This is a genomic window from Pseudomonas sp. LF020, assembly GCF_053456425.1.
In genome coordinates, this window is record NZ_JBRFIX010000002.1 from 217,216 (window position 1) to 244,003 (window position 26,788).

Consider the following 26,788-nt stretch of genomic DNA (forward strand, 5'->3'; position numbering starts at 1 on the left):
ATGACGACTGCCATCAATACCGCTGTGGAAAAGGGCGACGCTGCCATTGGCGCGCAGCTTGTGCGTGACGTCAGCCTGCCGGCGCTGGTGCTGCACCGCGAGGCGCTGGAGCACAACATTCGCTGGATGCAGAAGTTTGTCAGCGACAGCGGCGCCGAGCTCGCGCCCCACGGCAAGACCAGCATGACCCCGGCACTGTTCCAGCGTCAGCTCGATGCCGGAGCGTGGGGCATCACCCTCGCCAGCGCCACCCAGACCCGCGCTGCTTATGCCCACGGTGTACGTCGGGTGCTGATGGCCAACCAACTGGTCGGCACGCCGAACATGGCGCTGATTGCCGATCTGCTGGCAGACCCGGATTTCGACTTCTACTGCATGGTTGACCACCCGGACAACGTCGCCGATCTCGGCGCCTACTTCGCTTCGCGCGGGGTCAAGTTGAACGTGATGATCGAGTACGGCGTGGTCGGCGGCCGTTGCGGTTGCCGCAGCGAACAGGAAGTCATCGCACTGGCCCAGGCGATCAATGCGCAACCGGCGCTGGCCCTGACCGGCATCGAAGGTTACGAAGGAGTGATCCACGGCGATCACGCGGTCAGCGGCATTCGCGAATTCGCCGCGTCGCTGGTGCGACTGGCGGTACAACTGCAGGACAGTGGTGCGTTTGCCATTGCCAAGCCGATCATCACCGCCTCGGGTTCGGCGTGGTACGACCTGATCGCCGAGTCGTTCGAGGCGCAGAATGCGAGCGGACGCTTCCTCAGCGTGCTGCGCCCGGGCAGTTATGTCGCCCACGACCATGGCATCTACAAGGAAGCGCAATGCTGCGTGCTGGATCGTCGTAGCGATCTGCACGAAGGCTTGCGCCCGGCGCTGGAAGTCTGGGCCCACGTGCAATCGCTGCCGGAGCCGGGTTTCGCGGTGATCGCCCTCGGCAAACGTGATGTGGCATTCGATGCCGGACTGCCGGTGCCGCTGCTGCGCTACAAGGCCGGTGTGTTGCCGGCGGTCGGCGATGACGTTGGCGCATGCAAGGTGACAGCGGTGATGGACCAGCACGCGTTCATGAACGTGGCGCCGGGGGTTGAGTTGCGGGTGGGCGATATCATTTCCTTCGGCACCTCGCATCCGTGCCTGACCTTCGACAAGTGGCGGGTGGGGTTGCTGGTGGATGAGCAGTTGGTGGTGGTCGAGAGCATGGAGACTTGTTTCTAAGGCTTGGAACCGCGTTGCGGCCAATCGCTGGCAAGCCAGCTCCCACAGGGATCTCATGAACTGTGAAGATTGTGTGGGAGCTGGCTTGCCAGCGATGAGGCCGGATCAAACACCACCGAATCAGCAGAGACGCCACCCAATGACCACCCTCAGCCCCCTGGGCCCGAACACCCCGCGCATTGCCCTGATCGGCGAGTGCATGATCGAACTCCAGCACCGCGCCGATAGCAGCCTGCAGCAAAGCTTCGGCGGTGACACCTTGAACACGGCGGTCTATCTGTCCCGCGCCCTCGGCGAGAAAGCCCAGGTCGATTACGTTACCGCGCTCGGCGACGACAGCTTCAGCGACGCCATGTGCCAGACCTGGGCCGATGAAGGCATTGGCCTGGATCTTGTGCAGCGATTACCCGGTCGCTTGCCCGGCTTGTACTGCATTCAGACCGACGCCAACGGTGAGCGGCGTTTCCTTTACTGGCGCAATGAAGCGGCGGTGCGCGATTGCTTCACCACCCCAGCGGCCGAACCGATTCTGGCGGCGCTGCCGGACTACGACGTGTTGTATTTCAGCGGCATCACCCTCGCAGTACTGGGGGCCAAGGGTCGCGAGCGCTTGATCCAGACCCTGATCGAAGCCCGCCAGCGCGATGCGCGGATCGTCTTCGACAACAACTATCGGCCACGTTTGTGGGCCTCACAGGAAGAGGCGCGGGCGGCCTATCGCAGCGTGTTGCCGCATGTCGATCTGGCATTGCTGACCGTGGATGACGAGCAGGCGCTGTTCCATTTTGTCGATTGCGACGCGGTGTTCGAGGCGTACGCGCAGATCGGCACGCCGGAAGTGGTGCTCAAGCGCGGCGCCGAGGCGTGTCTGATTCGTTGTGATGGCGAGGCGTTTGAAGTGCCAGCGCAGAAGGTCGAGAAGGTGGTGGATACGACGGCGGCGGGGGATTCGTTCAGTGCGGCGTATCTGGCGAGCCGCTTGCTGGGGGGCAGTCCGGTGGAGGCGGCTGATGCGGGGCATTGGCTGGCGAGTCGGGTCATCCAGTTCCCGGGAGCCCTGATCCCTAAAGAATGAGTGTTCTTGTGGCGAGGGAGCTTGCTCCCGCTCGACTGCGCAGCAGGCGCAAGCCTTATTGGGGCGGCTCCGCCACCCAGCGGGAGCAAGCTCCCTCGCCACAAACGCCCGAAAGCAAAGCCTTCAATCGCGGAAAAACACCTGCACCAGGTGATAGCCGAACTTGCTCTTGATCGGCCCATGCACCGTGCGCAGCGGTTTCTTGAAGATCACCGCATCAATCGCGCCGACCATCTGCCCCGGCCGCACTTCACCCAGATCACCGCCGCGCTTTCCGGACGGGCAGGTCGAGTACTTCTTCGCCAGCACATCGAACGCTTCGCCCTTGGCAATGCGTTGTTTGAGCTGTTCGGCCTCTTCGGCGGTTTTCACCAGAATGTGGCGGGCTTGGGCTTTCATCGTGCGATACCTGTAACGGGGTGACGGCGGGGCGCGGGATTATGCCTCAAGTGACGGCGTTTGGTTGATCATCTCGCGGATCTTGTTGGCCAGCACTTCAATCGAAAACGGCTTGGCCACCATGTCCATGCCATCCTCCAGAAAGCCCTGACGCTCGGCGGCCTTCTGCGCATAACCGGTCATGAACAGCACTTTCAGGCCCGGACGATGCTGGCGGGCGATTTCCGCCAGTTGCCGGCCATTCATCCCCGGCAGGCCGACGTCGGTCACCAGCAGATCCACGCGCAGCTCCGATTCCAGCAGCGGCAGGGCGGCGCTGGCGTCGGCGGCTTCGTGGGCGAGGTAACCCAGCTCCTTGAGCAGATCGAGCACCAGCATGCGCACTGCCGGGTCATCTTCAACCACCACCACGGTTTCGCCACAGGTGGCCGTCGGCGCCGCACTGAGGGTTTCCACGACTGGCCGTTCCGGCTCCAGCAGGTTCAGGCGCGGCAAGTACAAGCGCACACAGGTGCCCTGATTCGGCAGGCTGTCGAGGCTGACATGCCCGCCCGACTGCTGGGCGAAGCCATAAATCATCGACAGCCCCAGCCCGGTGCCCTGGCCGATCGGTTTTGTGGTGAAGAACGGATCGAACGCCTTGGCGCGCACCGACGGCGTCATGCCGGTGCCGTTGTCGCTGACCGCCAGCATCAGGTAGTCGCCGGCCTTGACCGGTTCGAGGGTGGTGATGTCGTTGCCGTCGAGGTAGACGTTGGCGGTTTCGATCAGCAGCTCGCCGCCCTCGGGCATGGCGTCGCGGGCGTTGATCACCAGGTTGAGCAGGGCATTTTCCAGTTGGCTGACGTCGGTGCTGATCGGCCAGACATCGTCGGCCAGATTCAGTATGAGTTCGATCGGATCGCCCTTGGTGCGGCGGATCAAATCCTCCAGCGAATGAATCAGTTCGTTGACGTTGAGGGTCTTGCGGTCCAGCGACTGCCGGCGCGAGAACGCCAGCAGCCGATGGGTCAGCGCCGCCGCTCGGTTGGCCGACGACACCGCCGCTTCGGTGAAACGGCCGATTTCATCGGCGCGGCCGTCGGCGATGTAACGCTGCATCAGGTCCAGACTGCCGATGATTCCGGTGAGCATGTTGTTGAAGTCGTGGGCGATACCGCCGGTGAGCTGGCCGACCGCCTCCATCTTTTGCGCATGGCGCAACGCGTCTTCGGCGCGCTCGCGTTCGAACATTTCGTTCTGCAGGCGTTGATTGGCCTGGGCCAGTTGTTCGGTGCGGGCGCTGACCCGTTCTTCCAGGGTTTCGTTGAGATTGCGCAAGGCTTCTTCGGTTTTTTTTCGTTCGGATTCGTCGATCACGAAAATATAGAAACCGTTGACTGAGCCGTCGGCGCCGTGGCGCGGCAGGTAATTCATCAGCGCATGGCGGTTGCTGCCGTCGCGATGCGGGGTGTACAGGCTGAACGAGCAGGGCCGCCCGGCGAGGGCCTCGGCAATGTACGGCGCGCGCAGGAAGTAGGCTTCTTCGCCAATCACTTCGCGAATGGTACGGCCATACAGTTCCTGCGGCGTGAGGCCGTACCAGTCCAGATAGGCGGCGTTGTTCAGGCGGAAGCGTTCTTCGTGGTCGACGTAACTGATGAGGATTGGCATTGCATTGATGATCAGCTGCAATTCCGTCTGGCTCTGGCGCAGCGCCTGTTCGGTGTGCTTGCGCTCGGTCAGGTCCAGCGCGGCGCCGAGGAAGCGCACCGGTCGCCCGTGGTGATCCTTGTAACAGCGACCCCGGGCAAACACCCAGCGCAGTTCACCGTCGGCTTTCAGCAGGCGATATTCCTCGGCGTACTCGGTGCCGTGGGTGATGCAATGCTTGATGCTGCGGGCGATCAGGGCGCGGTCCTCGGGGTGCACGCCTTGCAGGTAATCGCTGATTGGCAACAGGCTGGCCAGCGCCGGGTCGATGCCGTGCAATTGGGCGAAATGCGCGTCGGCGATGAAGCGGTCTTCGCCGATGTCCCAATCCCAGGTGCCAACCGCATCGGTGGCGGCCAGCGCCAGTTGCAGGCGTTCTTCAGTGTCGCGCTGGGCCTTGAGGCTTTCTTCGGAGCGGCGTTGCAGTTCGAGGGCGATGCGCCGGCGTTCGTTGGTTTCGATGGCCGTCACCAGAATCCCCGCCACTTGCGTATTTTCATCGCGGATGGGGCTGTAGGTCAGGTCCAGCCAGAAGTCGGATTCCTTGCCTTCACGTTGCAGGGTAAATCGCCGTTCGCTGTAGGTACGCACCTGGCCTTGTAGGACGGCTCGATAAATCGGGTCGGTAAAGTCCTGAAGTTCTGGCCATATAAGGTGCGCCGGCTGTCCGAAAGCGTGCGGATGCTTGCTCCCGGCGAGCATCGCAAAGCCATTGTTGTAGATCTGCGTGAGCTGCGGCCCCCACAACAGCAGCATCGGCATCGGCGAGTGAATCACGATGTCCACCGCGGTGCGCAGGCTCTGCGGCCAGGTGCCCGCTGCGCCCAACGGCGTGCGGCTCCAGTCGGTCCGGGCGATCAGGGCTTGGGCGTCATCGGGGGAGGGTGCTGCGTTCATCACATGTATCCTGAGCGTCGGTCAGTGCGTTGGCATCTACTATTCTTGCACTTGCGGTAGACGCTGTATGACCCGTTACGTCACGACACTGGGTCATTTCTGTTAATTGAATGCTTCGCGGGTGCTTTTTGCCATGGAAATCGATGCACTGTTGCTCCGTCTGTCGAGCCAGCACGGCTCTGACCTGTTCCTGTCCACGGGAGCGCCACCCAGTGCGCGCATTGATGGCGTGCTGACGCCGTTCAGCGAGCGGCCGTTCAAGCCCGGTGAGGTCGAGGCCATCGCCAACTCCTTGATGGACGCCGAGCAGCGGCGCGAGTTCGATCGGGATCTGGAAATGAACCTGGCGATTTCCCGTACGGGCGTCGGGCGTTTTCGGGTGAACATCTTCAAGCAACGCAATGATGTGTCAATCGTGATCCGCAACGTCAAACTCGATATCCCGCGATTCGAAGACCTGAAACTGCCGCCGGTACTGCTGGAAACGGTAATGCTCAAACAAGGGCTGATCCTGTTCGTTGGTGCCACCGACTCCGGTAAATCCACCTCGCTGGCCGCGCTGATCGATCACCGCAATCGCCACAGCAGCGGGCATATCGTCACCATCGAAGACCCGGTGGAGTATATCCATCGGCACCAGCGCTCGATCATCAATCAACGCGAAGTCGGCGTCGATACCCGCAGTTTCCATGCGGCGCTGAAAAACACCCTGCGCCAGGCCCCGGACGTGGTGCTGATCGGCGAGATCCGCGACCGCGAAACCATGGAGCATGCGCTGACGTTTGCCGACACCGGGCACCTGGTGCTGTCGACGCTGCATGCGCACAACGCCAATCAGGCACTGGACCGTATCGTCAATCTGTTCCCCGAAGAGCGCCGCCCGCAGCTGTTGCATGCACTGGGCAACAATCTCAAGGCGTTCGTCTCGCAACGGCTGGTGCGCACTGTTGATGGGCAGCGCCGGGCAGCGGTCGAGGTGATGCTCGGCACCCCGACCATCGCCGACCTGATCCGCCGCAACGAATTGGGCGAACTCAAGGGCATCATGGATAAGTCCGGCGAGGTCGGCATGCAGACCTTCGACGCGGCGCTGTACGGGCTGGTGGTGGAGGGCGTGATCAGTGAAGACGAAGCGCTCAAACATGCCGATTCGCAGAACAATCTGCGCCTGCGTTTGAAACTGCACGCCGAGGCGGGCCCGGCGCCCGCGCCTTCATCATCAGGCGATTGGGGCTTGATGGACTGAACACCGTTCCCCTGTAGGAGCCAGCCTGCTGGCGATGGCGGCGTATCAGTTGATATTTGTATGGATGACACTTCGCTATCGCCAGCAGGCTGGCTCCTACAGGGGAACGGTGTTAGTCCGACAGCTCCGGGCGACTGCGAAACTGCTCCAGCGCCTCAGGATTGGCCAACGCATCGGTATTTTTCACCGGCTCGCCATGCACCACATTGCGCACCGCGAGTTCCACCACCTTGCCGCTGATGGTGCGCGGAATATCGGTCACCGCGACGATCTTCGCCGGGACATGGCGCGGTGTGGTGTTGGCGCGGATCACTTGGCGGATCTGCTGTTGCAGGTGGTCATCCAGCGTCAAGCCATCCTGCAGACGGACAAACAGCACCACGCGCACATCGTCCTGCCATTGCTGTCCGATCGCCACGCTGTCCAGCACCTGCGGGACTTTCTCGACCTGACGATAGATTTCCGCCGTGCCGATGCGCACGCCGCCGGGGTTGAGCACCGCGTCGGAGCGGCCGTGGATCAGCATCCCGCCGTGGGGCAATTGCTCGGCGTAATCGCCCTGAGCCCAGACACCGGGGAACAGGCTGAAATAGGATTTGCGCAGCTTTTCGCCGTCAGGGTCGTGCCACAGACCGACGGGCATCGCCGGGAAGTGCCGAGTGCAAACCAGTTCGCCTTTTTCGCCTATCACGGCAACGCCGGCGTCGTTCCACACTTCAACCGCCATGCCCAGGCTCTTGCCCATGATCTCGCCTCGGCGCACGGGCGACAGCGGGTTGCCGTTTACGAAGCACGACACCACATCGGTGCCGCCGGACATCGACGCCAGGCACACATCGCGCTTGAAGTCGCGGTAGACGAAGTCGTAGCTCTGCGGCGACAGCGCGGAACCGGTACACAGCAAGGTCTTCAGGCTACTCAGATCATGGCTGTGCGCAGGCTTCAAACCGCTGCTTTCCAGCGTCGCGAGAAACTTCGGGCTGGTGCCGAACACGCTGATGCGCTCGTCGTCGATCAGATCCAGCAGTCGTTCATGGCCGGGGTGAAACGGCGAACCGTCATACAGCACTACTGCGCTGCCGACCGCGAGGGCCGAGACCAGCCAGTTCCACATCATCCAGCCGCAAGTGGTGTAGTAGAACAACCGGTCACCGGGGCCAAGATCGACGTGCAGGCCATGCTCCTTGGCATGCTGCAGCAGTACGCCGCCGGTACTGTGCACGATGCATTTGGGTACGCCGGTGGTGCCGCTGGAATACAGCACGTACAACGGATGATTGAACGGCACCGGGACAAAACGCAGTTCGCCGCCAGGTTGGTAGAAATCGTCCCACAACGTCACGTTGGCGTGGGTTTGGTAATCCCCGGTACGGGCCTGCGCGCGGGCATAGGGCACGATGATCAACTGCTGCAGCGATGGCAGTTGCGCGAGGATTTCGTTGATCTTGGTGGTCTGGTCGATGTCTTTGCCGGCGTAACGGTAGCCGGCGCAGGTGATCAACACTTTGGGTTCGATCTGGCCGAAACGGTCGATCACGCCGTGGGTGCCGAAGTCCGGCGACGAGCACGACCAGATCGCCCCGAGGCTGGTGGTCGCGAACATCGCCACCAGAGTCTGCCAGGTGTTGGGCATGCACGCGGCCACGCGGTCGCCGAGGCCGACACCGGCGGCTTGCAGGCTGGCCTGAAAACCGGCGACGTGCTCGGCCAGTTCGGCCCAGGTCAGCTGTTCGCGCTGACCGTTTTCCGCCACGGCGATCACTGCAACGGCATCGTCACGACGGCGCAGCAGGTGTTCTGCAAAGTTCAGGGTCGCGCCGGGAAACCATTCGGCACTGGGCATCTGCGCGCCTTCACGCAGGACGGCGTCGGGCTGGGTGTGAAAGCGGATGTCGAAGCAATCGACGATCGCCTGCCAGAACGCTTCGCGCTGATCCACGCTCCAGCGGTGCAGATCGGTGTAGCTGCTCAGCGCCAGACCATGACGCTGATTGAGATCGCGGCGGAACTGATCCATGCGCGATTGGGCGATACGCTTGGCATCGGGTTGCCAGAGGAGGTCGGACATTGGTTTGCCTCTTGTTGTGTTGTGCAAGCACGCAGGCCAGGGTGTAGGACTTAATTCTGTGGCGAGGGAGCTTGCTCCCGATCGGCTGCGCAGCAGTCGTAAAGTGCCGGGGGCGGCTTCGCCACCCAGCGGGAGCAAGCTCCCTCGCCACAGCGGTTTCGCGTCGCTTATTGCGCCAACCAGCCCCCATCAATATTCCACGCCGCCCCCCGCACCTGGCTGCCAGCCTCGCTGCACAGGAACAACACCAATTCCCCCAGATGCTGCGGCGTAACGAACTCCAGCGACGGCTGCTTCTCCGCCAGCAAATCATGCTGCGCCTGCTGCGGATCGACGCCTTTGGCGGCACGATCATCGATCTGTTTCTGCACCAGCGGCGTCAATACCCAGCCCGGGCAGATCGCGTTGCAGGTCACATTGCTGGTAGCCGTTTCCAGCCCGACCACTTTGGTCAAACCGATCACCCCATGCTTGGCCGCGACATACGCGGCTTTACCGGTCGATCCCACCTGACCATGCACCGAGGCAATGTTGACGATCCGCCCCCAGCCCTTGGCGCGCATGCCCGGCAGGCTCAGCCGGGTGCTGTGAAACACCGACGACAGGTTGATCGCGATGATCGAATCCCAGCGTTCTACCGGAAACTCCTCAACGGCGGCCACGTGCTGAATCCCGGCGTTGTTGACCAGAATGTCGACGCCGCCGAATTCGCGTTCGGCGTAAGCGATCATCTCGGCAATCTGCGCCGGATCGCTGACATCTGCGGGGTGGTGACCGACCTTGCCGCCGAACTGGCCGACTTCGGCGATCACGCTGGAAGCATCACCGAAACCGTTGAGAATCAGGTTGGCGCCGGCCTTGGCCAGGCTCAGGGCGATGCCCAGACCGATGCCGCTGGTGGAACCGGTAACCAGTGCGGTCTTGCCCGAAAGAGTCGTCATGAATACCTCACACAATGCCAGTGGCGTAGAAAGTGCCGATCACTACGAAGACCGCCAGGGTCTTGATCAGCGTAATACAGAAAATGTCTTTATAGGCTTCGCGATGGGTCAGGCCAGTGACCGCCAGCAGGGTGATCACCGCACCGTTGTGCGGCAGGGTGTCCATGCCGCCGCTGGCCATCGCCGCCACGCGGTGCAGCACTTCCAGCGGAATGTTCGCCGCGTGTGCCGCCGTGATGAACTGCTCGGACATCGCCGCCAGCGCGATGCTCATGCCGCCCGACGCCGAACCGGTGATACCCGCCAGCAGGGTCACGGTAATCGCTTCGTTGACCAATGGATTGGGGATTTGCTTGAGCCAGTCGGCCAGCACCAGGAAACCCGGCAGCGAAGCAATCACCGCGCCGAAGCCGTATTCCGAGGCGGTGTTCATCGCCGCCAGCAGTGCGCCGCTGACCGCGCTTTTGCTGCCTTCGGCGAGTTTGCTGCGGATCGCTTTGAAGCCGAACACCAGCACCATCAGGATGCCGATCAGCAATGCCGCCTGCACCGCCCAGATCGCCGTGAGCTTGGCGATTTCCGTTGTCACCGGCGTGGCCATCCCCGGCAACGCGAGGCTGTGGGTCTTGCCGTACCACTGCGGAATCCACTGGGTGAACAGCAGGTTCATGATGCCCACTGCCAGCAGTGGCGACAGGGCGATCCATGGGTTTGGCAGCTGCAGGTCTTCGGCAGTTTCCGGCTCGTTACGCAGCTCGGTGCCATAACCTTCGCCGGCGCGCTGGGCCTTGTTGCGTTGGCGCTGCAGGAACAGCATGCCGGCGCAGAACACGAAAATCGTGCCGATCACCCCCAGCCACGGCGCGGCCCACGCGGTGGTGTTGAAGAAGGTGCTGGGGATGATGTTCTGAATCTGCGGCGTGCCGGGAAGGGCGTCCATGGTGAACGAGAATGCGCCGAGGGCGATGGTTGCCGGGATCAGGCGCTTGGGGATATTGCTCTGGCGGAACATTTCGGCGGCAAACGGATACACCGCAAACACCACCACGAACAACGACACGCCGCCGTAGGTGAGCAGGGCACAGACCAGCACGATCACCAGCATAGCCTGGCGAGTGCCGAGCAAGCGAATCGCTGCGGCCACGATCGAACGGGAGAACCCCGATAACTCGATCAACTTGCCGAACACGGCGCCGAGCAGGAATACCGGGAAATACAGTTTGATGAAACCGACCATTTTCTCCATGAACACCCCGGTAAAGGCTGGAGCGACGGCGGAGGGGTCAGTAAGCAAAACGGCGCCGAGGGCGGCAATCGGGGCGAAGAGGATGACGCTGTAGCCACGGTAGGCGGCAAGCATCAGCAGCGCGAGGGCTGCCAAGGCGATGATCACACTCATGGAGTGTCTCCAGGGATTGTTATTTTTGTGGGTGTTGCCAGGTAGGTGGGAGCTATAGCGAGATGTGTGCCAGCTTTGTAACGCGTTGAAATATATAGGTTTTATTTGTTTTTGCGTTGAACTGTTCGAAGATTTGTCTCGATAGTGAGACTGCTTTGAAGCGAAAAGATCGCAGCCTTCGGCAGCTCCTACATGGAATGTCCGTATCTACCCCGTAGGAGCTGCCGAAGGCTGCGATCTTTTGATCTGAAAGTTAATGTCTCGCTAGCGAGACTAAATCTCTTTATTGAGACTCGGCGATCCCCAAGGCCACCATTTTCTTGTACAACGTCGACCGCCCCAACCCCAGCCGAACAGCCGCCTCCGGCACCTTGCCCGCACATTGCGCGAGAGCAGATTCGATCAACTGCCGGTCATACCGCTGCCGCGCCTGGGCAAAAGTTTCTTCCGCCAACGGCTCCAGCGCCGTTACCGACGGGCGCTCAACCGGGGTAAAGGTGCCGATCGCAGCGTGAATATCCTCTTCGGTGAGGATCAGGTCATCGCTGAGCAGCGCCGCGCGTTCCAGCACGTTGCGCAACTCACGGATGTTCCCCGGCCACGCATGTTGTCCGAGCAATTCCAGCGCTGCGCGACTCAGCTCATGCTGGCTGCGCAGCTCTTCAAGGATCGCTTCGCTGAGCGCCGGTAGATCGTCGAGGCGTTCGCGCAGTGGCGGGACCTGGATTGGCAGCACGTTAAGTCGGTAATACAGGTCGGCGCGGAACTCACCGCGTTTGATCGCAGCTTGCAGATCGGTCGAGGTCGCCGCGATCACTCGCACATCGCTCTGGATCACGTCGTTGGAGCCCACCGGTTCGAACTCCTTTTCCTGCAGCACCCGCAGCAGTTTGCTCTGCAGCGGCAACGGCATGTCGCCGATCTCATCGAGAAACAGCGTCCCACCCTGAGCAATCTGCAACTTGCCGGTACGACCCTTGCGGTCAGCGCCGGTAAACGCACCGGGCGCGGTGCCGAAGAATTCGGCTTCGAGCAACGCCTCCGGGATTGCCGCGCTGTTGATGCTGACGAAGGCTTTGTGCGCCCGGGGTGAAGCGCTGTGAATCGCCTGAGCCAGCAACTCCTTGCCGGTGCCGGTTTCGCCGAGCAGCAACACCGGGGATTCGGCGCTTGCACTACGGCGGGCGCGGCGTTTGACTTCGAGGCTGGCGCTGCTGGTACCGATGAAATGGGCAAAGTTGTATTTGGTCTGCCGGGCCCGCAGCAGCGAGCGGGTCGAGGCCAGTTCTTCCTGCATGCTCAGGTAGCGCTTGAGCATCGGCGACAGGCTGCGCAATTCATCGAACAGGGCAAACCCGATGGCGCCAATCACCGCCCCGGCGTCGTCGTGGATTGGCAGGCGCATCACCACCAGCGGCTCTTTCGGTGTGTCCTGCATGTCCAGAAGGATTGGCCGGCCGGTGCGCACCACTTCACGCAGCAGGCTGCCGGGGATCACGCTTTCGCAGGGTTTGCCGATGGCTTTTTTCGCCGACTCCAGCCCAAAACGCCGGGCATAGCGCTCGTTCATCCAGACGATGTTCGCATCACGATCGACAATCACCGTGCCTTCGCTGGACTGCTCGATGATCTCGAACAGCGAGCGGATTGCCAGCGTGCGAACGCGTTGGTAGTCCTTGAGGCTTTCGGTGGTGTTCATGGGTTGGCGGATCCGGAGATTGGGTTGTCTGTTCGGGCCTCTTCGCGAGCAAGCCAGCTCCCACAGGTTTCTTTGGTGTACCCCATATTTGGATACAACCCAAATCCCTGTGGGAGCTGGCTTGCCAGCGAAAGTCGCGACTCGGTATCAAGGCTAGCGCCGATTATGCCTACCCCGGATGCGCCGCGGCCAACAGCTCTTTGGTGTAAGGATGCTGCGGCGAGTCGAACACCTCGTGGCTGGCACCGCGCTCGACCACCTTGCCATCCTTGATCACGATCATGTCATGTGCCAGAGCCCGCACCACCGCCAGGTCGTGGCTGATGAACAGGTAGGTCAGGCCATGTTTTTCCTGAAGGTCGCGGAGCAGGGCGACCACTTGTTTCTGCACTGTACGGTCGAGGGCCGACGTCGGCTCGTCGAGCAGGATCAGCGCCGGTTTCAGCACCAGTGCCCGGGCGATGGCGATACGCTGGCGCTGACCGCCGGAAAATTCGTGCGGGTAGCGATGACGGCTTTCCGGATCCAGGCCAACTTCCTTGAGTACACGGATCACCTGAGCATCGCACTCTTCGGCGCTGGACTGACAATGCACCTCCAGTCCTTCGCTGATGATCTGCGCCACGGACATCCGTGGACTGAGGCTGCCGAACGGATCCTGAAACACCACCTGCATCTGCCGACGCCACGGTCGCAATTGCTTCTGATCGAGGCCGTCGAGGGCGGTGCCCTGAAAACGGATACTGCCCTCGGAGTCGAGCAACCGCAGAATCGCCTGGCCCAGGGTCGACTTGCCCGAACCGGACTCACCGACAATGCCCAGGGTTTTGCCGCGCTGGATATTCAGGCTGATGCCGTCCACCGCGCGCAAATACTGTTTGCGCTGGAACAGACCGCCGCCGACGATGAACTCGACGCGCAGATCATCCACCTCCAGCACGTTCTCGCGCTCGTCCCGGGGCAGGGCTTCGCCCTCCGGTTCGGCATTCAGCAGCACGCAGCTGTAAGGGTGCTTCGGTTCGGTAAACAGGGATTCGCACGGCGCCTGCTCGACGATTTCGCCAGCCTTCATCACACACACACGTTGCGCAATGCTGCGCACCAGATTGAGGTCGTGACTGATCAGCAGCAGCGACATGCCCAGGCGTTGTTGCAAGGATTTGAGCAGCAGCAGGATCTTGCGCTGCACCGTCACATCCAGCGCGGTGGTCGGCTCGTCAGCGATCAGCAGTTCCGGCTCACAAGCCAGCGCCATGGCAATCATTACTCGTTGCCGCTGGCCGCCGGAAAGTTGATGCGGATAGGCCTTGAGGCGCTCTTTGGGCTTTTGAATGCCCACCAGTTCCAGCAGTTCAAGGATGCGCTGTTGCGCCGCTTTACCGCCCAGACCGCGATGCACCAGCAGCGTTTCGCCGATCTGCTTTTCGATGGTGTGCAGCGGATTGAGCGAGGTCATCGGCTCCTGGAAGATCATCGCGATCCGGTTGCCGCGCAGTTCACGCAGGACCTTCGGATCGGCGCCGAGCAGCTCCTGACCGCGATAGCGAATGCTGCCGCTGGTTTGCGCATCGCCTTCGGGGAGCAACTGCAGAATCGAATGCGCAGTCACCGATTTGCCCGAGCCCGACTCGCCGACCAGCGCCAGGCACTCGCCGGGCCGGATGTCCAAGCACAGGTCGCGCACCGCCGGCTGGCCATGGAAGGCGACGTTCAGGTCACGGATTTCGATCAGGTTATCAGTCATGGTCACACTTCAGGATCGAGGGTCGAACGCGTCACGTAACGCTTCGCCGATGAACACCAGTAAAGAAAGAATCAGCGCCAGGGTGAAAAATGCGGTCAGCCCGAGCCACGGCGCTTGCAGGTTCTGTTTGCCCTGGCCGATCAGCTCGCCCAGCGAGGCACTGCCGGCGGGCATGCCGAAACCGAGGAAGTCGAGAGCGGTGAGGGTGGAAATCGCCCCGGTCAGAATGAACGGCAGGTAACTCAGCGTCGCGTTCATCGCATTCGGCAGGATGTGGCGGACAATCACCTTACGGTCGCTCAGACCCAACGCGCGAGCGGCTTTGACGTATTCCAGATTACGCCCGCGCAGGAATTCGGCGCGCACCACATCCACCAGCGCCAGCCATGAAAACAGCGCCATGATCCCCAGCAGCCACCAGAAATTCGGCTCGACGAAACCGGACAGGATGATCAGCAGGTACAGCACCGGCAATCCGCTCCAGACCTCCAGCAAACGCTGCCCGAGCAGATCGACCCAACCGCCGTAATAGCCTTGCAGGGCGCCGGCCGCGATGCCGATCAGCGCGCTGACGGCGGTCAGCATCAGGGCAAACAGGATCGATACCCGGGCACCGAAAATCACCCGCGCCAACACATCACGCGCCTGATCGTCGGTGCCCAGCCAGTTGACCTTTGAGGGCGGGCTCGGCGCAGGTTGGTTGAGGTCGTAATTGGGCGTGTCATCGCTGAACGGGATCGGCGGGAACAGCAGCCAGCCGCCGTCCTTGCGGATCAGGTTCTGCACATAATCACTGCGGTAATCGGCCTGGAACGGCAGTTGCCCGCCAAATTCCTGTTCGGTGTAGCGCTTGAAGACCGGGAAGTACAGCTGGTTCTGATAGCTGACCAGCAGTGGTTTGTCGTTGGCAATCAGTTCACCGCCCAGCGTTACCACGAACAGTCCGATGAACAGCCATAGCGACCACCAGCCACGGCGGTTCTTCTTGAATCGGGCAAAACGGCGACGGCCCAGAGGCGAGAGCTTGAACATCAGGCATTCCTCGCGGCGAAGTCGATACGCGGATCGACCAGGGTGTAGCACAGGTCGCCGATCAGTTTTATCAAGAGGCCAAACAGCGTGAAGATGAACAGTGAACCGAACACCACCGGATAGTCTCGGGAAACCGCCGCTTCGTAGCTCATGCGGCCGAGACCATCGAGGGAGAAGATCACTTCGATCAACAGTGAGCCGGCAAAGAACACACTGATGAACGCCTGCGGAATCCCCGAGACCACCAGCAGCATCGCGTTGCGGAACACATGGCCGTAAAGCACGCGGCGTTCGCTCAGGCCTTTGGCGCGCGCGGTGACCACATACTGGCGGGTGATTTCATTGAGGAAAGAGTTCTTGGTGAGGATCGTCAGCGTGGCAAAGCCGCCGATCACCAGCGCCGTCACTGGCAGCACCAGATGCCAGAAGTAATCGGCGATCTTGCCCAGGGTCGACAGCGATTCGAAGTTGTCGGATACCAGTCCGCGCACCGGGAACCAGTTCAATGACGTGCCACCGGCAAACACCACGATCAGAAACATCGCGAACAGAAACGCCGGCATCGCGTAGCCGATGATGATCGCGGTGCTGCTCCAGATGTCGAAATGGCTACCGTGATGCACCGCTTTGCGGATGCCCAGCGGGATCGACACCAGATAGGTGATCAGCGTCGCCCACAAGCCGAGGGAAATGGTCACCGGCATTTTTTCCAGAATCAGATCGGTGACCGTCGCGCCGCGGAAAAAGCTTTTGCCGAAGTCCAGCTGTGCGTAATTCTTGAGCATCAGCCACAGGCGTTCATGCGCCGGCTTGTCGAAACCGTATTGCTTTTCGATGTCCTTGATCAGTTGCGGATCGAGGCCACGGCTGGCACGCGAAGTGTTGCTCATGGTTTCGCTGGCACTGCCACCGACACTCGCACCGCCGATCCCTTGCAGATGGGCGATGGCCTGTTCGACCGGTCCACCGGGCGCCGCCTGAATGATCACGAAATTGACCAGCAGGATGATCACCAGCGTCGGAATGATCAGCAGCAGGCGCCGCAGAATGTATGCCCACATCAGTGCGGTCCTCCGGGTCTGCCACGGCCGATTTTTTCGGCGGTCATCTGCTGGTTGGTCAACGGCGTGCTGCTGATTTCCCACCAGCTCTCGATGGCTTCGTCATTGCTGGCCTGGATCGCCGGCATGCCGAAACGGTTCCACCACACGGTGGAGGTGCCCGGCGGGTAATAATTGGGAATCCAGTAGTAGTTCCATTGCAGCACCCGATCCAGCGCATGGGCGTAGTGCAACATGTCGCTCTGGGTGGAGGCGCGGATCAGGCCGTTGATCAATGTGTCGACTGCCGGATTTTTCAGCACCATGTAGTTATTGGCGCCGGGATCGTTAGCCGATATCGAACCGAAGTAGTTGAGCAACTCGCCACCCGGAGACGTGCTGACCGGGTAGCCGGTGACAATCATGTCGTAGTCACGGCTCATCAGGCGATTGACGTATTGCGAGGAGTCGATGCGACGGATATTCAGGTCGATACCGATCTGTTTCAGCGTGCGTTTGTAAGGCAGCAGCAGGCGATCCATGCCGTTCTGGCTGACCAGAAAGGTAAAGCTCAGCGGCTCGCCCTCGGCGTTGACCAGTTGATCGCCATCAGGTTTCCAGCCGGCCTGTTCGAGCAACTGCAGCGCTTGCAGCTGTTTGTCGCGGATCAGGCCGCTGCCATCGGTTTTCGGCGCCTCGAAGACCTGGGTGAAGACCTCGTCGGGAACCTGCCCGCGCAACGGCTCGAGGATTTTCAGTTCGGCGGCATCCGGCAGCTCGCGGGCTGCCAGTGCGGTGTTGGAGAAATAGCTTTGCTGGCGGATGTACATGTTGCGCATCATCTGCCGGTTGCTCCACTCAAAATCCCAGAGCATCGCCAGCGCCTGGCGTACCCGACGATCCTGAAACATCGGTTTCTGCAGATTGAACACGAAACCCTGAGCCGATTGCGGAGCCTCGGTGGCCAGATGGGCCTTCTGCAAACGACCGTCACTCAGCGCAGGGCTGTCGTAACCGATCGAATAGCCGGTGGCGGAAAACTCGCGGTTGTAGTCATAGGCACCGCCGCGCAACACCTGGCGTGCGACATCGGTGTCGCCGAAATACTCGATGCTGAAGTGATCGAAGTTGTACAGGCCACGACTGACCGGCAGATCCTTGCCCCACCAGTCCGGGTTGCGCTCAAAGGTGATGCTGCGCCCGGAGTCAACCTTGCCAACCCGATACGGGCCGCTGCCCAGTGGAGGTTCATAGCCACCGCCGCCAGCGAAGTCGCGGGTTTTCCACCAGTGCTCGGGAAATACCGGCAGGGTGGCGATGTCCAGCGGCAAGGTGCGGTTCTCGTTGCTTTTGAAGTCGAAGCGCACGGTCAGCGGCGCTTCCACTTCCACGCCTTTGACGTCGGCGAACTGCGTGCGATAGCGCAGGCTGCCCTGGGTCATCAGCAGGTCATAGGTGTAGCGCACGTCTTCGGCAGTGATCGGCTTGCCGTCAGCGAAGCGTGCCTTGGGATCGATGAAGAAGCGCAGCGACAGGCCATCTTCCGAGCGCTCCATCTTCTGCGCCACCAGACCGTAGACGGTGTAAGGCTCGTCCATCGAACGCTGGGCCAGCGGCGAATAGAGCATGCCGTCGATCTGGGTGACGCCGATGCCTTTGTCTATATAAGGCAGGATGTGATCGAAATGCCCGATCTCTATCGCCGAACGGCGCAGGGTGCCACCCTTGGGCGCCTGCGGATTGGTGTAGTCGAAGTGGCTGAAACCGGCCGGGTATTTGGCAGGTTCGCCATAGACGGTCAACGCGTGTTGCGGGGCAGCGTCCACACCAGCGGCGCCCAACAGCAGGGCCACGGCAGTGAACAGCAAAGTCGGGAAAGCCAGTCGCATTGTCAGCCTTAAAGCCGGGTGATCGATAAGCGCAATTTGTACGCGAGCGGCGCGTCAGTCGCCAGCCGTATCCTGTAACCAAAACACAACGGCCCACCAAAAGGCGGGCCGTTGCACAGCAGACCGGACGCGGGATCAGTCCTGGCGGCTGGTGACTTCGAGCAGGTGATAACCGAACTGGGTCTTCACCGGGCCTTGCACGACGTTGATCGGCGCGCTGAAGACCACGGTGTCGAATTCCTTGACCATCTGGCCAGGACCGAACGAACCCAGGTCGCCGCCCTGACGGCTGGACGGGCAGGTGGAATTGGCCTTGGCGACTTCGGCGAAATCAGCACCGCCTTCGATCTGGGCCTTGAGTTCGTTGCACTTGTCTTCGCTGGAAACCAGGATGTGGCGGGCAGTGGCTTTAGCCATGGGGAAAATCTCCAATCTATTTCAGTAAAGTGTGGAGCCTACCGGATTCAGTAAGCGATTTCTCGGCAAAGTTCCACTCGGTACATTGACGTACATCTACAGTTGCGCTGCCTGCAGGCGCATCGCGTGCTCGACATAGAGTCCGATGGAATCAAGACCGGGTTTGCGCAAACCGTCTGGACGACGCAGGCTGGCGAGATGATTGAGGGGGTAGTCGGAGCGGATGACCCGGCCCAGATGCGAGCTGTAGCGGCCGACGAAACCATCGTTCTGTCCGGCCTCGATGACAAAATGGCCCGCCAGTGCCCGGCAGACGGCATGTACCGGATCCATTGTCTGTAACAAATCGTCTTGCAGCGTACCGCTCCAGGAATAGTAGTGAACGCCGTTGACCTGCTCCGCACCTTGACCGCCCCATGTCGCAGGCAGACCTTGCGGGTACTTTCTGTTGAATTGGCCGACACCTGTGGTCGTCAGAGCGTTGAGTGCCGCCACGGCTTGCTGTGGCAGGGCATGTTGACCGCTGAGCAGCGACAGGAGGTCCGCGAATCGGCTTGCCAGTTGTTCCGCCACCTGCTCCGGCAGGCTCCCCGGAATCAATGCGCGGCGCAATGCATCAGCGAGTTCCGAGCCGTGGTTGGGGCCGCTGACCGAGGTGACCGAAGCGATTTTTTCCGGCGCCAGCGCAGCGGCGTAACGACAGGCCAACGCGCCCTGGCTATGTCCGATCAGGTTGACCTTGCCGGCGCCTGTTCCTTGCAGAACGCGTTCGATCTGCGACATCAATTGCTGGCCGCGTACTTCGTTGTCATGGGTCGCAGACAGCTGCGGCACAAACACTTGTCCGCCAGCCGCTCTCAGCGCTTGCTTGACATCATGAAAAAGCTCGAAACGGCCGATACGGTCAAACCCGAACAGGCCATGGACCAAAAGGATGGGGTAGCGAGTTGTCGCATTCCGTTGCATGTTCCTGCCTCTTTTGCTGATGCTGGTCAGTGGTTGGTGCGTGCCACTGTAAAACAGGCCTGCGGGTTGGCGATGTCTGAAAAATCCTCGGAGTGGAGGGGAATCTGGACTAAAAATGGTGCGAATTTTCGTTTCTGCTTGAGGGGCTAGTCGGAACATTTGGCAATCTTTTGCCGCGTATGGACCGATTCGCTGCCGTCTGCCTACGTCGTGCGGCGTGTTTACCTCGGGGGTGCAGGGCTTCGGGCTGACTTCGCCCATTCGCTGGATGATGTTCAATGGAATTCGTTCGACGCTGCCTCGATGGTGGCGTTCTATCCAAGGAATGGAGCTGCGAATGTCTATCTACGAAGTCACTAGCGAGTCTTGTGCAATGCCGGCAGCAAATGCCTTCCCCTTGTCGTTTGCCACCGAGGGGGCTGGCCATCTGAGCCTGAAGGTGGACGGTGAAAATCTCGAATTCAGCTATCGGCCGATACCTGCACCGGCGTCATCGCCAGCCTTGTACCTGTCTGCCCCGGTGATCGAAGTGTTGGAGGGCGGGATGCTTGATCCTTCTCTGAGCAACGCCTTCGTCAGGATTGCGCCATATCCGAACATGCTCTGCGGCGACAAACTGGTGCTGAGCTGGCAAGGGCTCGACGATGAAGGACTGGCTTATAGTCATGAAGCCACTCGCTCGGTAAGCGAAGGTCAGGTGGGCGCGGAAATCGTCTTTGTCATAAAAGGTCAGCACGTTGCGGCGCTGGAGCGTGGCTCACTGGAGGTTTACTGGACGCTGCACAGCGTTGCACTGTCCCAACCGGTGTCATCCCGTCGCCTGCAGCTGGATGTGGGCGATCCCGAGCCTGGGCTGCTTGCACCAATCATTGAAGAAACAGTCGGTGGAACGCTCGACCCATCCCGTGTTCCGCAGGGGACAAGTGTCATCGTCCGGCCCTATGCCCGGATGGCTGCCGGTGACCGCATCAGCCTGTCCTGGCAGGGCGCCGAGGGGATGCCGGTGTTCAATGATGTGCTGATCGTAGAACCGTTTACCGTTGGTCAGGCGCTGTCTTTCTGGATAACCGCCGATCGCATCTCGGCTCATTCCACACAAGAGGTGAGCGTCAGTTACCGGGTTGAATCAGCAGCGGTGCAGGTGAGGAACTCCGTGAACTCGCGAGTTCTGATCGCACCGTTGATTCGAGGAGATCTTGCGGCACCCCAGGTGCTGGAAGCACAAGACGGTGAGCTGGAGGCCGCAGACACCGTGGACGGGGTTACCGTGGTGATTGGCGATGCCCAGGCCGAGGAAGGAGAGTTGGTGTACCTGAAATGCGATGGCGAGTACTTCAGTCATCGCGATGACCGGGACATCACTCGGGAAAACGCCGGGCAACCTCTGGTATTCATCGTGCCGTACCGCTTCTGGCGCGAGCATCGGGAAACCGTAGTGCAGGTATCGTATTTGGTGGAGCGACTGGATGATGCCAGTCAGGCTTCCGGTATTACCCGCATTCGGGTGCGGGCGTAACCCTGGATTGAGCGATGGTTCGACCTTTGCGGGTTTTTGATTCGACCCGCAAAGGCGGTTCTGACCGTCAGGTTTTAAGCCGTTTGGCTGCGTTCGACAACAACTGCTCCGTTGCACTGAACCCCAGGCAACCATCGGTGACCGATACGCCATAGCGCAGGGTAGGGCTCAAAGGCTGACAGCCCTCGAACAGATGGGATTCGATCATCATGCCGATCAAGGTGCGATCACCTTGCAGGCGTTGTTCGAGCACCTCGTTGAACACGTCAGGCTGGCGCAGTGGATCCTTGCCGCTGTTCGCGTGGCTGCAGTCGACCATGATACGGCTCGGTATCTTCAGGCGGTTCAGGTCGGCATGTACCCGGGCGACGCTTTCGCGATCGTAGTTCGGGCCTTGATGACCACCGCGCAGTACCAGGTGCGTATCGGGATTGCCGGGTGTCTGAGTGATTGCCGGGTGCCCTTGGCTGTCGACGCCGAAGTGTCGATGCGGGTGGGCTGCCGAACGCATGGCATCGACCGCCACGGTTACGCCACCGTCGGTGCCGTTCTTGAAGCCAACGGGCATGCTCAGGCCGCTGGCCATTTCCCGATGGATCTGCGACTCGGTGGTGCGTGCACCGATGGCAACCCAACTGAGCAGGTCGTCGAAGTAGCCGGCGGCCATTGGTTGCAGCAGCTCGGTCGCGATGGGCAGTCCCAGGCGGATCATCTCAAGCATCAATTCACGCGACAGGGTCAGGCCGGTGGCCATGTCATCGCTGCCATCGAGGTGCGGGTCGTACGCCAGGCCTTTCCAGCCGACGGTGGTGCGTGGTTTTTCGATGTAGGCGCGCATCACCAGCAACATCTCGTCGCTGACTTCATGGGCCAGGCGGGAAAGTTTTTCGGCGTATTCGAGTGCGGAGCGCGGGTCATGAATCGAGCAAGGGCCGACAACGACCAGCAGACGATGGTCTTCGCCATTGAGAATCGCGCGGACCGCCTGGCGGTGGGCTGCGACTTGCTGGGCGAGGGCATTGCTCAGGGGCAATTGCTGTTTGAGCTGTAACGAGCTGGGCAGACGCAGGGTCAGTGCTTCGTTGGCAGAGTTCAGGGTGGTCAGTGGCAGAGCAGAAACAGACGAGTTCATATTCGGGATTCCTGGGCTGGCGGCGGGTGCTTCCCGCTCACTCGGCCCTACTGGGGTGTTCGACAATTGGCCGTATTGGCTGCGTGTGAGTGCTTGCCACCTGTGGGTGACCGATCGGAGGCGGCAGGCTGTCCCGAGCGGAGGCTGCTAAATCGCCAGGCGGTAAAAGTGTCGTAACGGTAATAAGTGGAGTAGTTCATGTGGTGATTCCTCAAAGTGTCTGGTGTGTTGCTGAAAAATTTCGGGCCTGAAAAAACAAAACCCCCGGTCGGGAGGCCGACCGGGGGTTGAGAATTCTCTGGTAGGCGACCCGTTTTCATGGGCGCCGTGTGGGTATCAGGCGCGCCAGTGGCTAAACCAATACCCAAAATAAAAGCTCTCTGGAGCGCACACGTCATTCGCCCGGGCAGCCGCAACCGAGCGCAGGGCGCTGGCGGAACGAAGCTGTGAGAGGGCGTTGAACATGATTTGTCTCCGATGAATGCGCCGAGCTTACTAGAGGCCCGTACGCCTGAGCAATCAGAAATTGCTATCGCTCATTAAAGGCGTTACCTATCGTTCTGGTGCCTCGGACGTTGTGACACACTGAGATTTTGCGCAAGCCCAAGGATGAATAATGTCGAGGTTCAGCATTGCTGCAGCCCAATCGTTTTCCGTTGCCGGTGATCTGGCGGCGAACATCGCCCGTCATTTGCGCTTCATGGCCGTGGCGGCTGAGCAGGGCGTCGAGCTGCTGGTGTTCCCGGAGCTGTCGCTGACAGGCTACGAAGGCCAGATGGCCGCCGACCTGGCAATCGATCCGCAGGACACGGTGCTGCAACCCTTGCGCGATTGCGCTCGCGAACTGGGCCTCACCGCTGTCGTCGGCATGCCGATTCGCCACGAGGACAGTGCGCAGGTATTGATCGGCGCGCTGACGTTAGCCGGGGACGGTTCTCTCAAGGTTTACAGCAAACAACATTTGCACAGTGGCGAAGAACTCTTTTATGCCTCTGGGGCTGGTGGTTCTACCTTGCGGATAGCCAGCGATACCGTCGCGCTGGCGGTCTGTGCTGATTTTTCCCACGCCAGTCACACGGCAGCGGCCGCCGAGGTTGGCGCCGACCTGTACGCAGCAGGCGTGCTGATTGGCGAGAAAGGTTATGGCGTAGATAGCGCAATACTGCAGGGCTATGCCCAAAACCACTCAATGGCGGTGCTGATGGCCAATCACGCCGGGCTCACGGGTGGATGGCAATCGGCGGGTCGCAGTGCAGTCTGGTCTGAAAATGGCACGCTGGTCGCCGCCGCGCCAGGCCCTGGTGAACTGTTGGTCGTCGCGCGACGTGATGCCGGCGAATGGCAGGGACGGGTAGTACCCGTGGTGGTGGGGCAATGACTTACCGTTTGCGTCGCGCCGAACCGGCTGATCGGGTATTTGCCCGAGAGCTGACGTGTCAGAACATGCTGCGCTATTACATTGCCCATGATCTGCTGTGGCAGGACGAAGCATTCGACGTTGCCTGGGATGGCCGGGACAACTGGCTGATCCTTCTTGGTGAAATTCCTGTGGGATTTTTCAGTCTCAGTCGCGATCGCCGAGCCTTGTACATACGCGAGCTGCAGATAGCCGAGACCTCTCGCAGGCAGGGTGCGGGATCCTGGGCGATTGATCAGGTTGTCGCCCTGGCTTGTGGCGAAAAACTCCAGGCACTGCGTTTGACAGTATTCAAAAATAATCCGGCGCAAAGTCTGTATAAGAGAAAAGGCTTCAAGGTGTGTGGCGAGGACGAGTGTTTCCTGAGGATGCAGCTCGATTTCGGTACACCTGTGCTCTGAAACCCACGGCCGGCAAGCCCTCGATGATGAATTGAAACTTTTTAAATGACGCTTGCCGCTAGGTCTGTCCGGCACTTTTTGCTAAGGTGTCCGGCATCCCAATAAGACCATATCGCGAGGTGTCTGCTTGATTAGGGTGCTAGTGGTCGATGACCATGATCTCGTTCGTACAGGCATTACACGTATGCTGGCCGATATCGATGGCTTGCAGGTGGTTGGACAGGCCGAGTCCGGGGAAGAATCCCTGATCAAGGCTCGTGAGTTGAAACCCGATGTGGTTCTGATGGACGTCAAGATGCCCGGTATCGGTGGTCTCGAGGCCACGCGCAAACTGTTGCGCAGTCATCCGGATATCAAGGTTGTCGCTGTCACGGTGTGTGAGGAGGATCCGTTTCCTACACGTCTGTTGCAGGCAGGCGCCGCCGGCTACCTGACCAAGGGCGCTGGATTGCCGGAAATGGTTCAGGCGATCCGGCTGGTATTTGCCGGGCAGCGTTACATCAGCCCGCAGATTGCCCAGCAACTGGCGATCAAATCGTTCCAGCCAACCAACGATTCACCTTTCGATGCCTTGTCCGAACGGGAAATCCAGATAGCCTTGATGATTGTCGGCTGCCAGAAAGTGCAGATCATCTCCGACAAACTTTGTCTGTCGCCGAAAACGGTGAACACTTACCGCTACCGGATCTTCGAAAAACTGTCGATCAGCAGCGACGTAGAGCTGACGCTGTTGGCAGTACGCCACGGCATGGTTGATGCCAGCGCCTGATCATGACTGAAGCATTCGATTCCGGCGCCTTTCTGGCGACAGTCAGTGGGCGTCCCGGCGTCTATCGCATGTTCGACAGCGAGGCGCGCCTGCTGTATGTCGGCAAGGCCAAGAACCTCAAGAAACGCCTTGCCAGCTATTTTCGCAAGACCGGGCTGGCGCCGAAAACCGCTGCGCTGGTCGGGCGTATCGCGCAGGTCGAAACGACCATCACCGCCAACGAAACCGAGGCGTTGCTGCTTGAGCAGACGCTGATCAAGGAGTGGCGGCCGCCGTACAACATTCTGTTGCGCGACGATAAGTCCTATCCCTATGTCTTTCTGTCTGACGGCCAATTCCCTCGTCTGAGCATCCACCGTGGCGCGAAGAAGGCCAAGGGCAAGTATTTCGGCCCCTACCCGAGCGCCGGGGCGATTCGCGAAAGTCTCAGCCTCTTGCAGAAGACCTTTTTCGTCCGTCAGTGCGAAGACAGTTACTACAAGAATCGCACGCGCCCGTGTCTTCAATATCAGATCAAGCGTTGCAAGGCGCCTTGTGTCGGCCTGGTCGAACCCGAGGTCTACGCCGAGGATGTGCGCCATTCGGTGATGTTTCTCGAGGGGCGCAGTCACGCCCTGACCAATGAGCTGTCAACCGCTATGGAAGAGGCGGCGATCAATCTGGAATTCGAGCGCGCCGCCGAGTTGCGTGACCAGATTGCCTTGCTGCGCCGGGTCCAGGATCAGCAAAGCATGGAAGGCGGCACGGGCGACATTGATGTCATTGCAGCCTTCGTCAACCCGGGCGGCGCTTGTGTCCATCTGATCAGCGTGCGTGGCGGTCGTGTATTGGGCAGCAAGAACTTCTTTCCGCAGGTTGGTATCGAAGAGGAAGTTGCCGAAGTCATGGCGGCGTTTCTCGGTCAGTACTACATCAGCAGTCCGGAGCGCGACCTGCCCAGCGAGTTGATCGTCAATGTGGTACCGGAAGACGCCACAGCCCTGATCGAAGCCATCCACGAGTTGCGCGGTCGTGAACTGACCATCAGCCTTCGGGTGCGTGGCACACGGGCGCGCTGGCAGCAGTTGGCGGTCACCAATGCCGAGCAAGCGCTGGGCGCGCGCCTGGCCAACCGTCAACACACGGCAGCGCGCTTCGATGCGCTGGCTGAAGTGCTGAATCTGGATGAGCCGCCACAGCGTCTTGAGTGTTATGACATCAGTCATTCCAGTGGTGAGGCCACCGTCGCTTCCTGTGTCGTGTTCGGCCCGGAAGGCGCAATCAAGTCCGACTATCGTCGCTACAACATTGAAGGCGTCACGGCGGGCGATGACTATGCGGCCATGCATCAGGCGTTGACTCGGCGCTTCAGCAAACTGAAGGACGGGGAGGGCAAGCTGCCGGACATTCTGCTGGTCGACGGCGGCAAAGGTCAGTTGTCGATGGCCCGTGACGTGCTCAATGAATTGGCGGTGCCGGATCTGATCCTGCTGGGTGTGGCCAAGGGCGCAACACGCAAGGCCGGCTTCGAAACTTTGTATCTTAATGATGCCGCCCATGAGTTCACCCTGCGCGGTGACTCACCGGCACTGCACCTGATTCAGCAGATACGTGACGAAGCTCACCGCTTCGCAATTACCGGCCACCGTGCGCGGCGCGGCAAGACCCGCCGCACCTCGACGCTGGAAGGCGTTGCGGGTGTCGGGCCGACCCGGCGTCGGGACTTGTTGAAACATTTTGGTGGATTGCAGGAGCTGTCTCGTGCAAGCATCGAAGAGATCGCCAAAGCACCGGGGATCAGTAAAAAGCTCGCAGAGTCGATTTATGCAAACCTGCATAGCGAGTAGAATGCCAA

21 protein-coding genes are annotated in these 26,788 nt (G+C 60.6%); 8 read left to right on the top strand and 13 right to left on the bottom strand.

Annotated features, from left to right (window positions below; genetic code table 11):
- Positions 1-1,215: an amino acid deaminase gene (locus tag ACU680_RS05070; protein WP_448178823.1), complete on the top strand. Its 1,215-nt coding sequence runs from the start codon at positions 1-3 to the stop codon at positions 1,213-1,215.
- Positions 1,216-1,354: 139 nt separating this feature from the next.
- On the top strand, positions 1,355-2,290 hold the full coding sequence (locus ACU680_RS05075) for a sugar kinase (protein WP_448178824.1): 936 nt from the start codon (positions 1,355-1,357) through the stop codon (positions 2,288-2,290).
- A 123-nt stretch (positions 2,291-2,413) separates the two neighbouring features.
- On the opposite strand, the gene ACU680_RS05080 is transcribed toward ACU680_RS05075, so the two are convergent.
- Both ACU680_RS05080 and ACU680_RS05085 read right to left on the bottom strand, forming a co-directional pair.
- Entirely contained in the window at positions 2,414-2,689 is a 276-nt protein-coding gene (locus tag ACU680_RS05080; protein WP_003225447.1) for a peptidylprolyl isomerase, read from the bottom strand.
- A gap of 39 nt (positions 2,690-2,728) precedes the next feature.
- Positions 2,729-5,278, bottom strand: coding sequence for a hybrid sensor histidine kinase/response regulator (locus ACU680_RS05085; protein ID WP_448178825.1), 2,550 nt, complete (start codon positions 5,276-5,278; stop codon positions 2,729-2,731).
- A gap of 133 nt (positions 5,279-5,411) precedes the next feature.
- Here ACU680_RS05085 and ACU680_RS05090 point away from each other — a divergent pair, with 133 nt between their 5' ends.
- Positions 5,412-6,524 (top strand): PilT/PilU family type 4a pilus ATPase, encoded by a 1,113-nt coding sequence (locus tag ACU680_RS05090; protein WP_448178826.1) that lies wholly within the window; start codon positions 5,412-5,414, stop codon positions 6,522-6,524.
- Positions 6,525-6,636: 112 nt separating this feature from the next.
- On the opposite strand, the gene ACU680_RS05095 is transcribed toward ACU680_RS05090, so the two are convergent.
- The 10 genes from ACU680_RS05095 to ACU680_RS05140 form a co-directional block, all read right to left on the bottom strand.
- Positions 6,637-8,592, bottom strand: a complete 1,956-nt coding sequence (locus ACU680_RS05095) for an acetoacetate--CoA ligase (RefSeq protein WP_448178827.1) — start codon at positions 8,590-8,592, stop codon at positions 6,637-6,639.
- 167 nt (positions 8,593-8,759) lie between these two features.
- Complete coding sequence (gene hbdH, locus ACU680_RS05100) at positions 8,760-9,533, bottom strand: 3-hydroxybutyrate dehydrogenase (protein WP_027612662.1); 774 nt, start codon at positions 9,531-9,533, stop codon at positions 8,760-8,762.
- 7 nt (positions 9,534-9,540) lie between these two features.
- Entirely contained in the window at positions 9,541-10,932 is a 1,392-nt protein-coding gene (locus ACU680_RS05105) for a GntP family permease (protein ID WP_448178828.1), read from the bottom strand.
- A 283-nt stretch (positions 10,933-11,215) separates the two neighbouring features.
- Positions 11,216-12,631, bottom strand: coding sequence for a sigma-54 interaction domain-containing protein (locus ACU680_RS05110; protein ID WP_448178829.1), 1,416 nt, complete (start codon positions 12,629-12,631; stop codon positions 11,216-11,218).
- A 169-nt stretch (positions 12,632-12,800) separates the two neighbouring features.
- The gene (locus ACU680_RS05115) at positions 12,801-14,375 is read right to left on the bottom strand and encodes an ABC transporter ATP-binding protein (RefSeq protein WP_448178830.1); all 1,575 of its coding nucleotides are present in this window, start codon (positions 14,373-14,375) and stop codon (positions 12,801-12,803) included.
- Between the two features lie 9 nt (positions 14,376-14,384).
- Entirely contained in the window at positions 14,385-15,407 is a 1,023-nt protein-coding gene (locus ACU680_RS05120; RefSeq protein ID WP_448178831.1) for an ABC transporter permease, read from the bottom strand.
- Positions 15,407-16,468, bottom strand: coding sequence for a microcin C ABC transporter permease YejB (locus ACU680_RS05125; protein WP_007965097.1), 1,062 nt, complete (start codon positions 16,466-16,468; stop codon positions 15,407-15,409). The genes ACU680_RS05120 and ACU680_RS05125 overlap by 1 nt, the downstream gene beginning before the upstream one ends.
- Positions 16,468-18,336: an extracellular solute-binding protein gene (locus ACU680_RS05130; RefSeq protein ID WP_007965096.1), complete on the bottom strand. Its 1,869-nt coding sequence runs from the start codon at positions 18,334-18,336 to the stop codon at positions 16,468-16,470. The genes ACU680_RS05125 and ACU680_RS05130 overlap by 1 nt, the downstream gene beginning before the upstream one ends.
- A gap of 135 nt (positions 18,337-18,471) precedes the next feature.
- A complete protein-coding gene (locus tag ACU680_RS05135; RefSeq protein ID WP_007912303.1) occupies positions 18,472-18,753 on the bottom strand; it encodes a peptidylprolyl isomerase in 282 nt (93 codons plus the stop codon).
- Between the two features lie 96 nt (positions 18,754-18,849).
- Entirely contained in the window at positions 18,850-19,719 is an 870-nt protein-coding gene (locus ACU680_RS05140; protein WP_448178832.1) for a lipase family alpha/beta hydrolase, read from the bottom strand.
- A gap of 337 nt (positions 19,720-20,056) precedes the next feature.
- On the opposite strand from ACU680_RS05140, the gene ACU680_RS05145 reads away from it, so the two are divergent.
- Positions 20,057-21,235, top strand: coding sequence for a hypothetical protein (locus ACU680_RS05145; RefSeq protein ID WP_448178833.1), 1,179 nt, complete (start codon positions 20,057-20,059; stop codon positions 21,233-21,235).
- Between the two features lie 67 nt (positions 21,236-21,302).
- On the opposite strand, the gene ACU680_RS05150 is transcribed toward ACU680_RS05145, so the two are convergent.
- On the bottom strand, positions 21,303-22,367 hold the full coding sequence (locus ACU680_RS05150; protein ID WP_448178834.1) for a 3-deoxy-7-phosphoheptulonate synthase: 1,065 nt from the start codon (positions 22,365-22,367) through the stop codon (positions 21,303-21,305).
- A gap of 616 nt (positions 22,368-22,983) precedes the next feature.
- Here ACU680_RS05150 and ACU680_RS05155 point away from each other — a divergent pair.
- The 4 genes from ACU680_RS05155 to uvrC all read left to right on the top strand — a co-directional run bounded on the left by ACU680_RS05155 (position 22,984) and on the right by uvrC (position 26,780).
- The gene (locus ACU680_RS05155; RefSeq protein WP_448178835.1) at positions 22,984-23,745 is read left to right on the top strand and encodes a carbon-nitrogen hydrolase family protein; all 762 of its coding nucleotides are present in this window, start codon (positions 22,984-22,986) and stop codon (positions 23,743-23,745) included.
- The gene (locus ACU680_RS05160) at positions 23,742-24,185 is read left to right on the top strand and encodes a GNAT family N-acetyltransferase (RefSeq protein ID WP_448178836.1); all 444 of its coding nucleotides are present in this window, start codon (positions 23,742-23,744) and stop codon (positions 24,183-24,185) included. The genes ACU680_RS05155 and ACU680_RS05160 overlap by 4 nt, the downstream gene beginning before the upstream one ends.
- A 127-nt stretch (positions 24,186-24,312) precedes the next feature.
- A complete protein-coding gene (gene gacA / locus ACU680_RS05165; RefSeq protein WP_024012761.1) occupies positions 24,313-24,954 on the top strand; it encodes a response regulator transcription factor GacA in 642 nt (213 codons plus the stop codon).
- A 2-nt stretch (positions 24,955-24,956) separates the two neighbouring features.
- On the top strand, positions 24,957-26,780 hold the full coding sequence (gene uvrC / locus ACU680_RS05170; protein ID WP_123586495.1) for an excinuclease ABC subunit UvrC: 1,824 nt from the start codon (positions 24,957-24,959) through the stop codon (positions 26,778-26,780).
- Positions 26,781-26,788 lie beyond the last annotated feature (8 nt).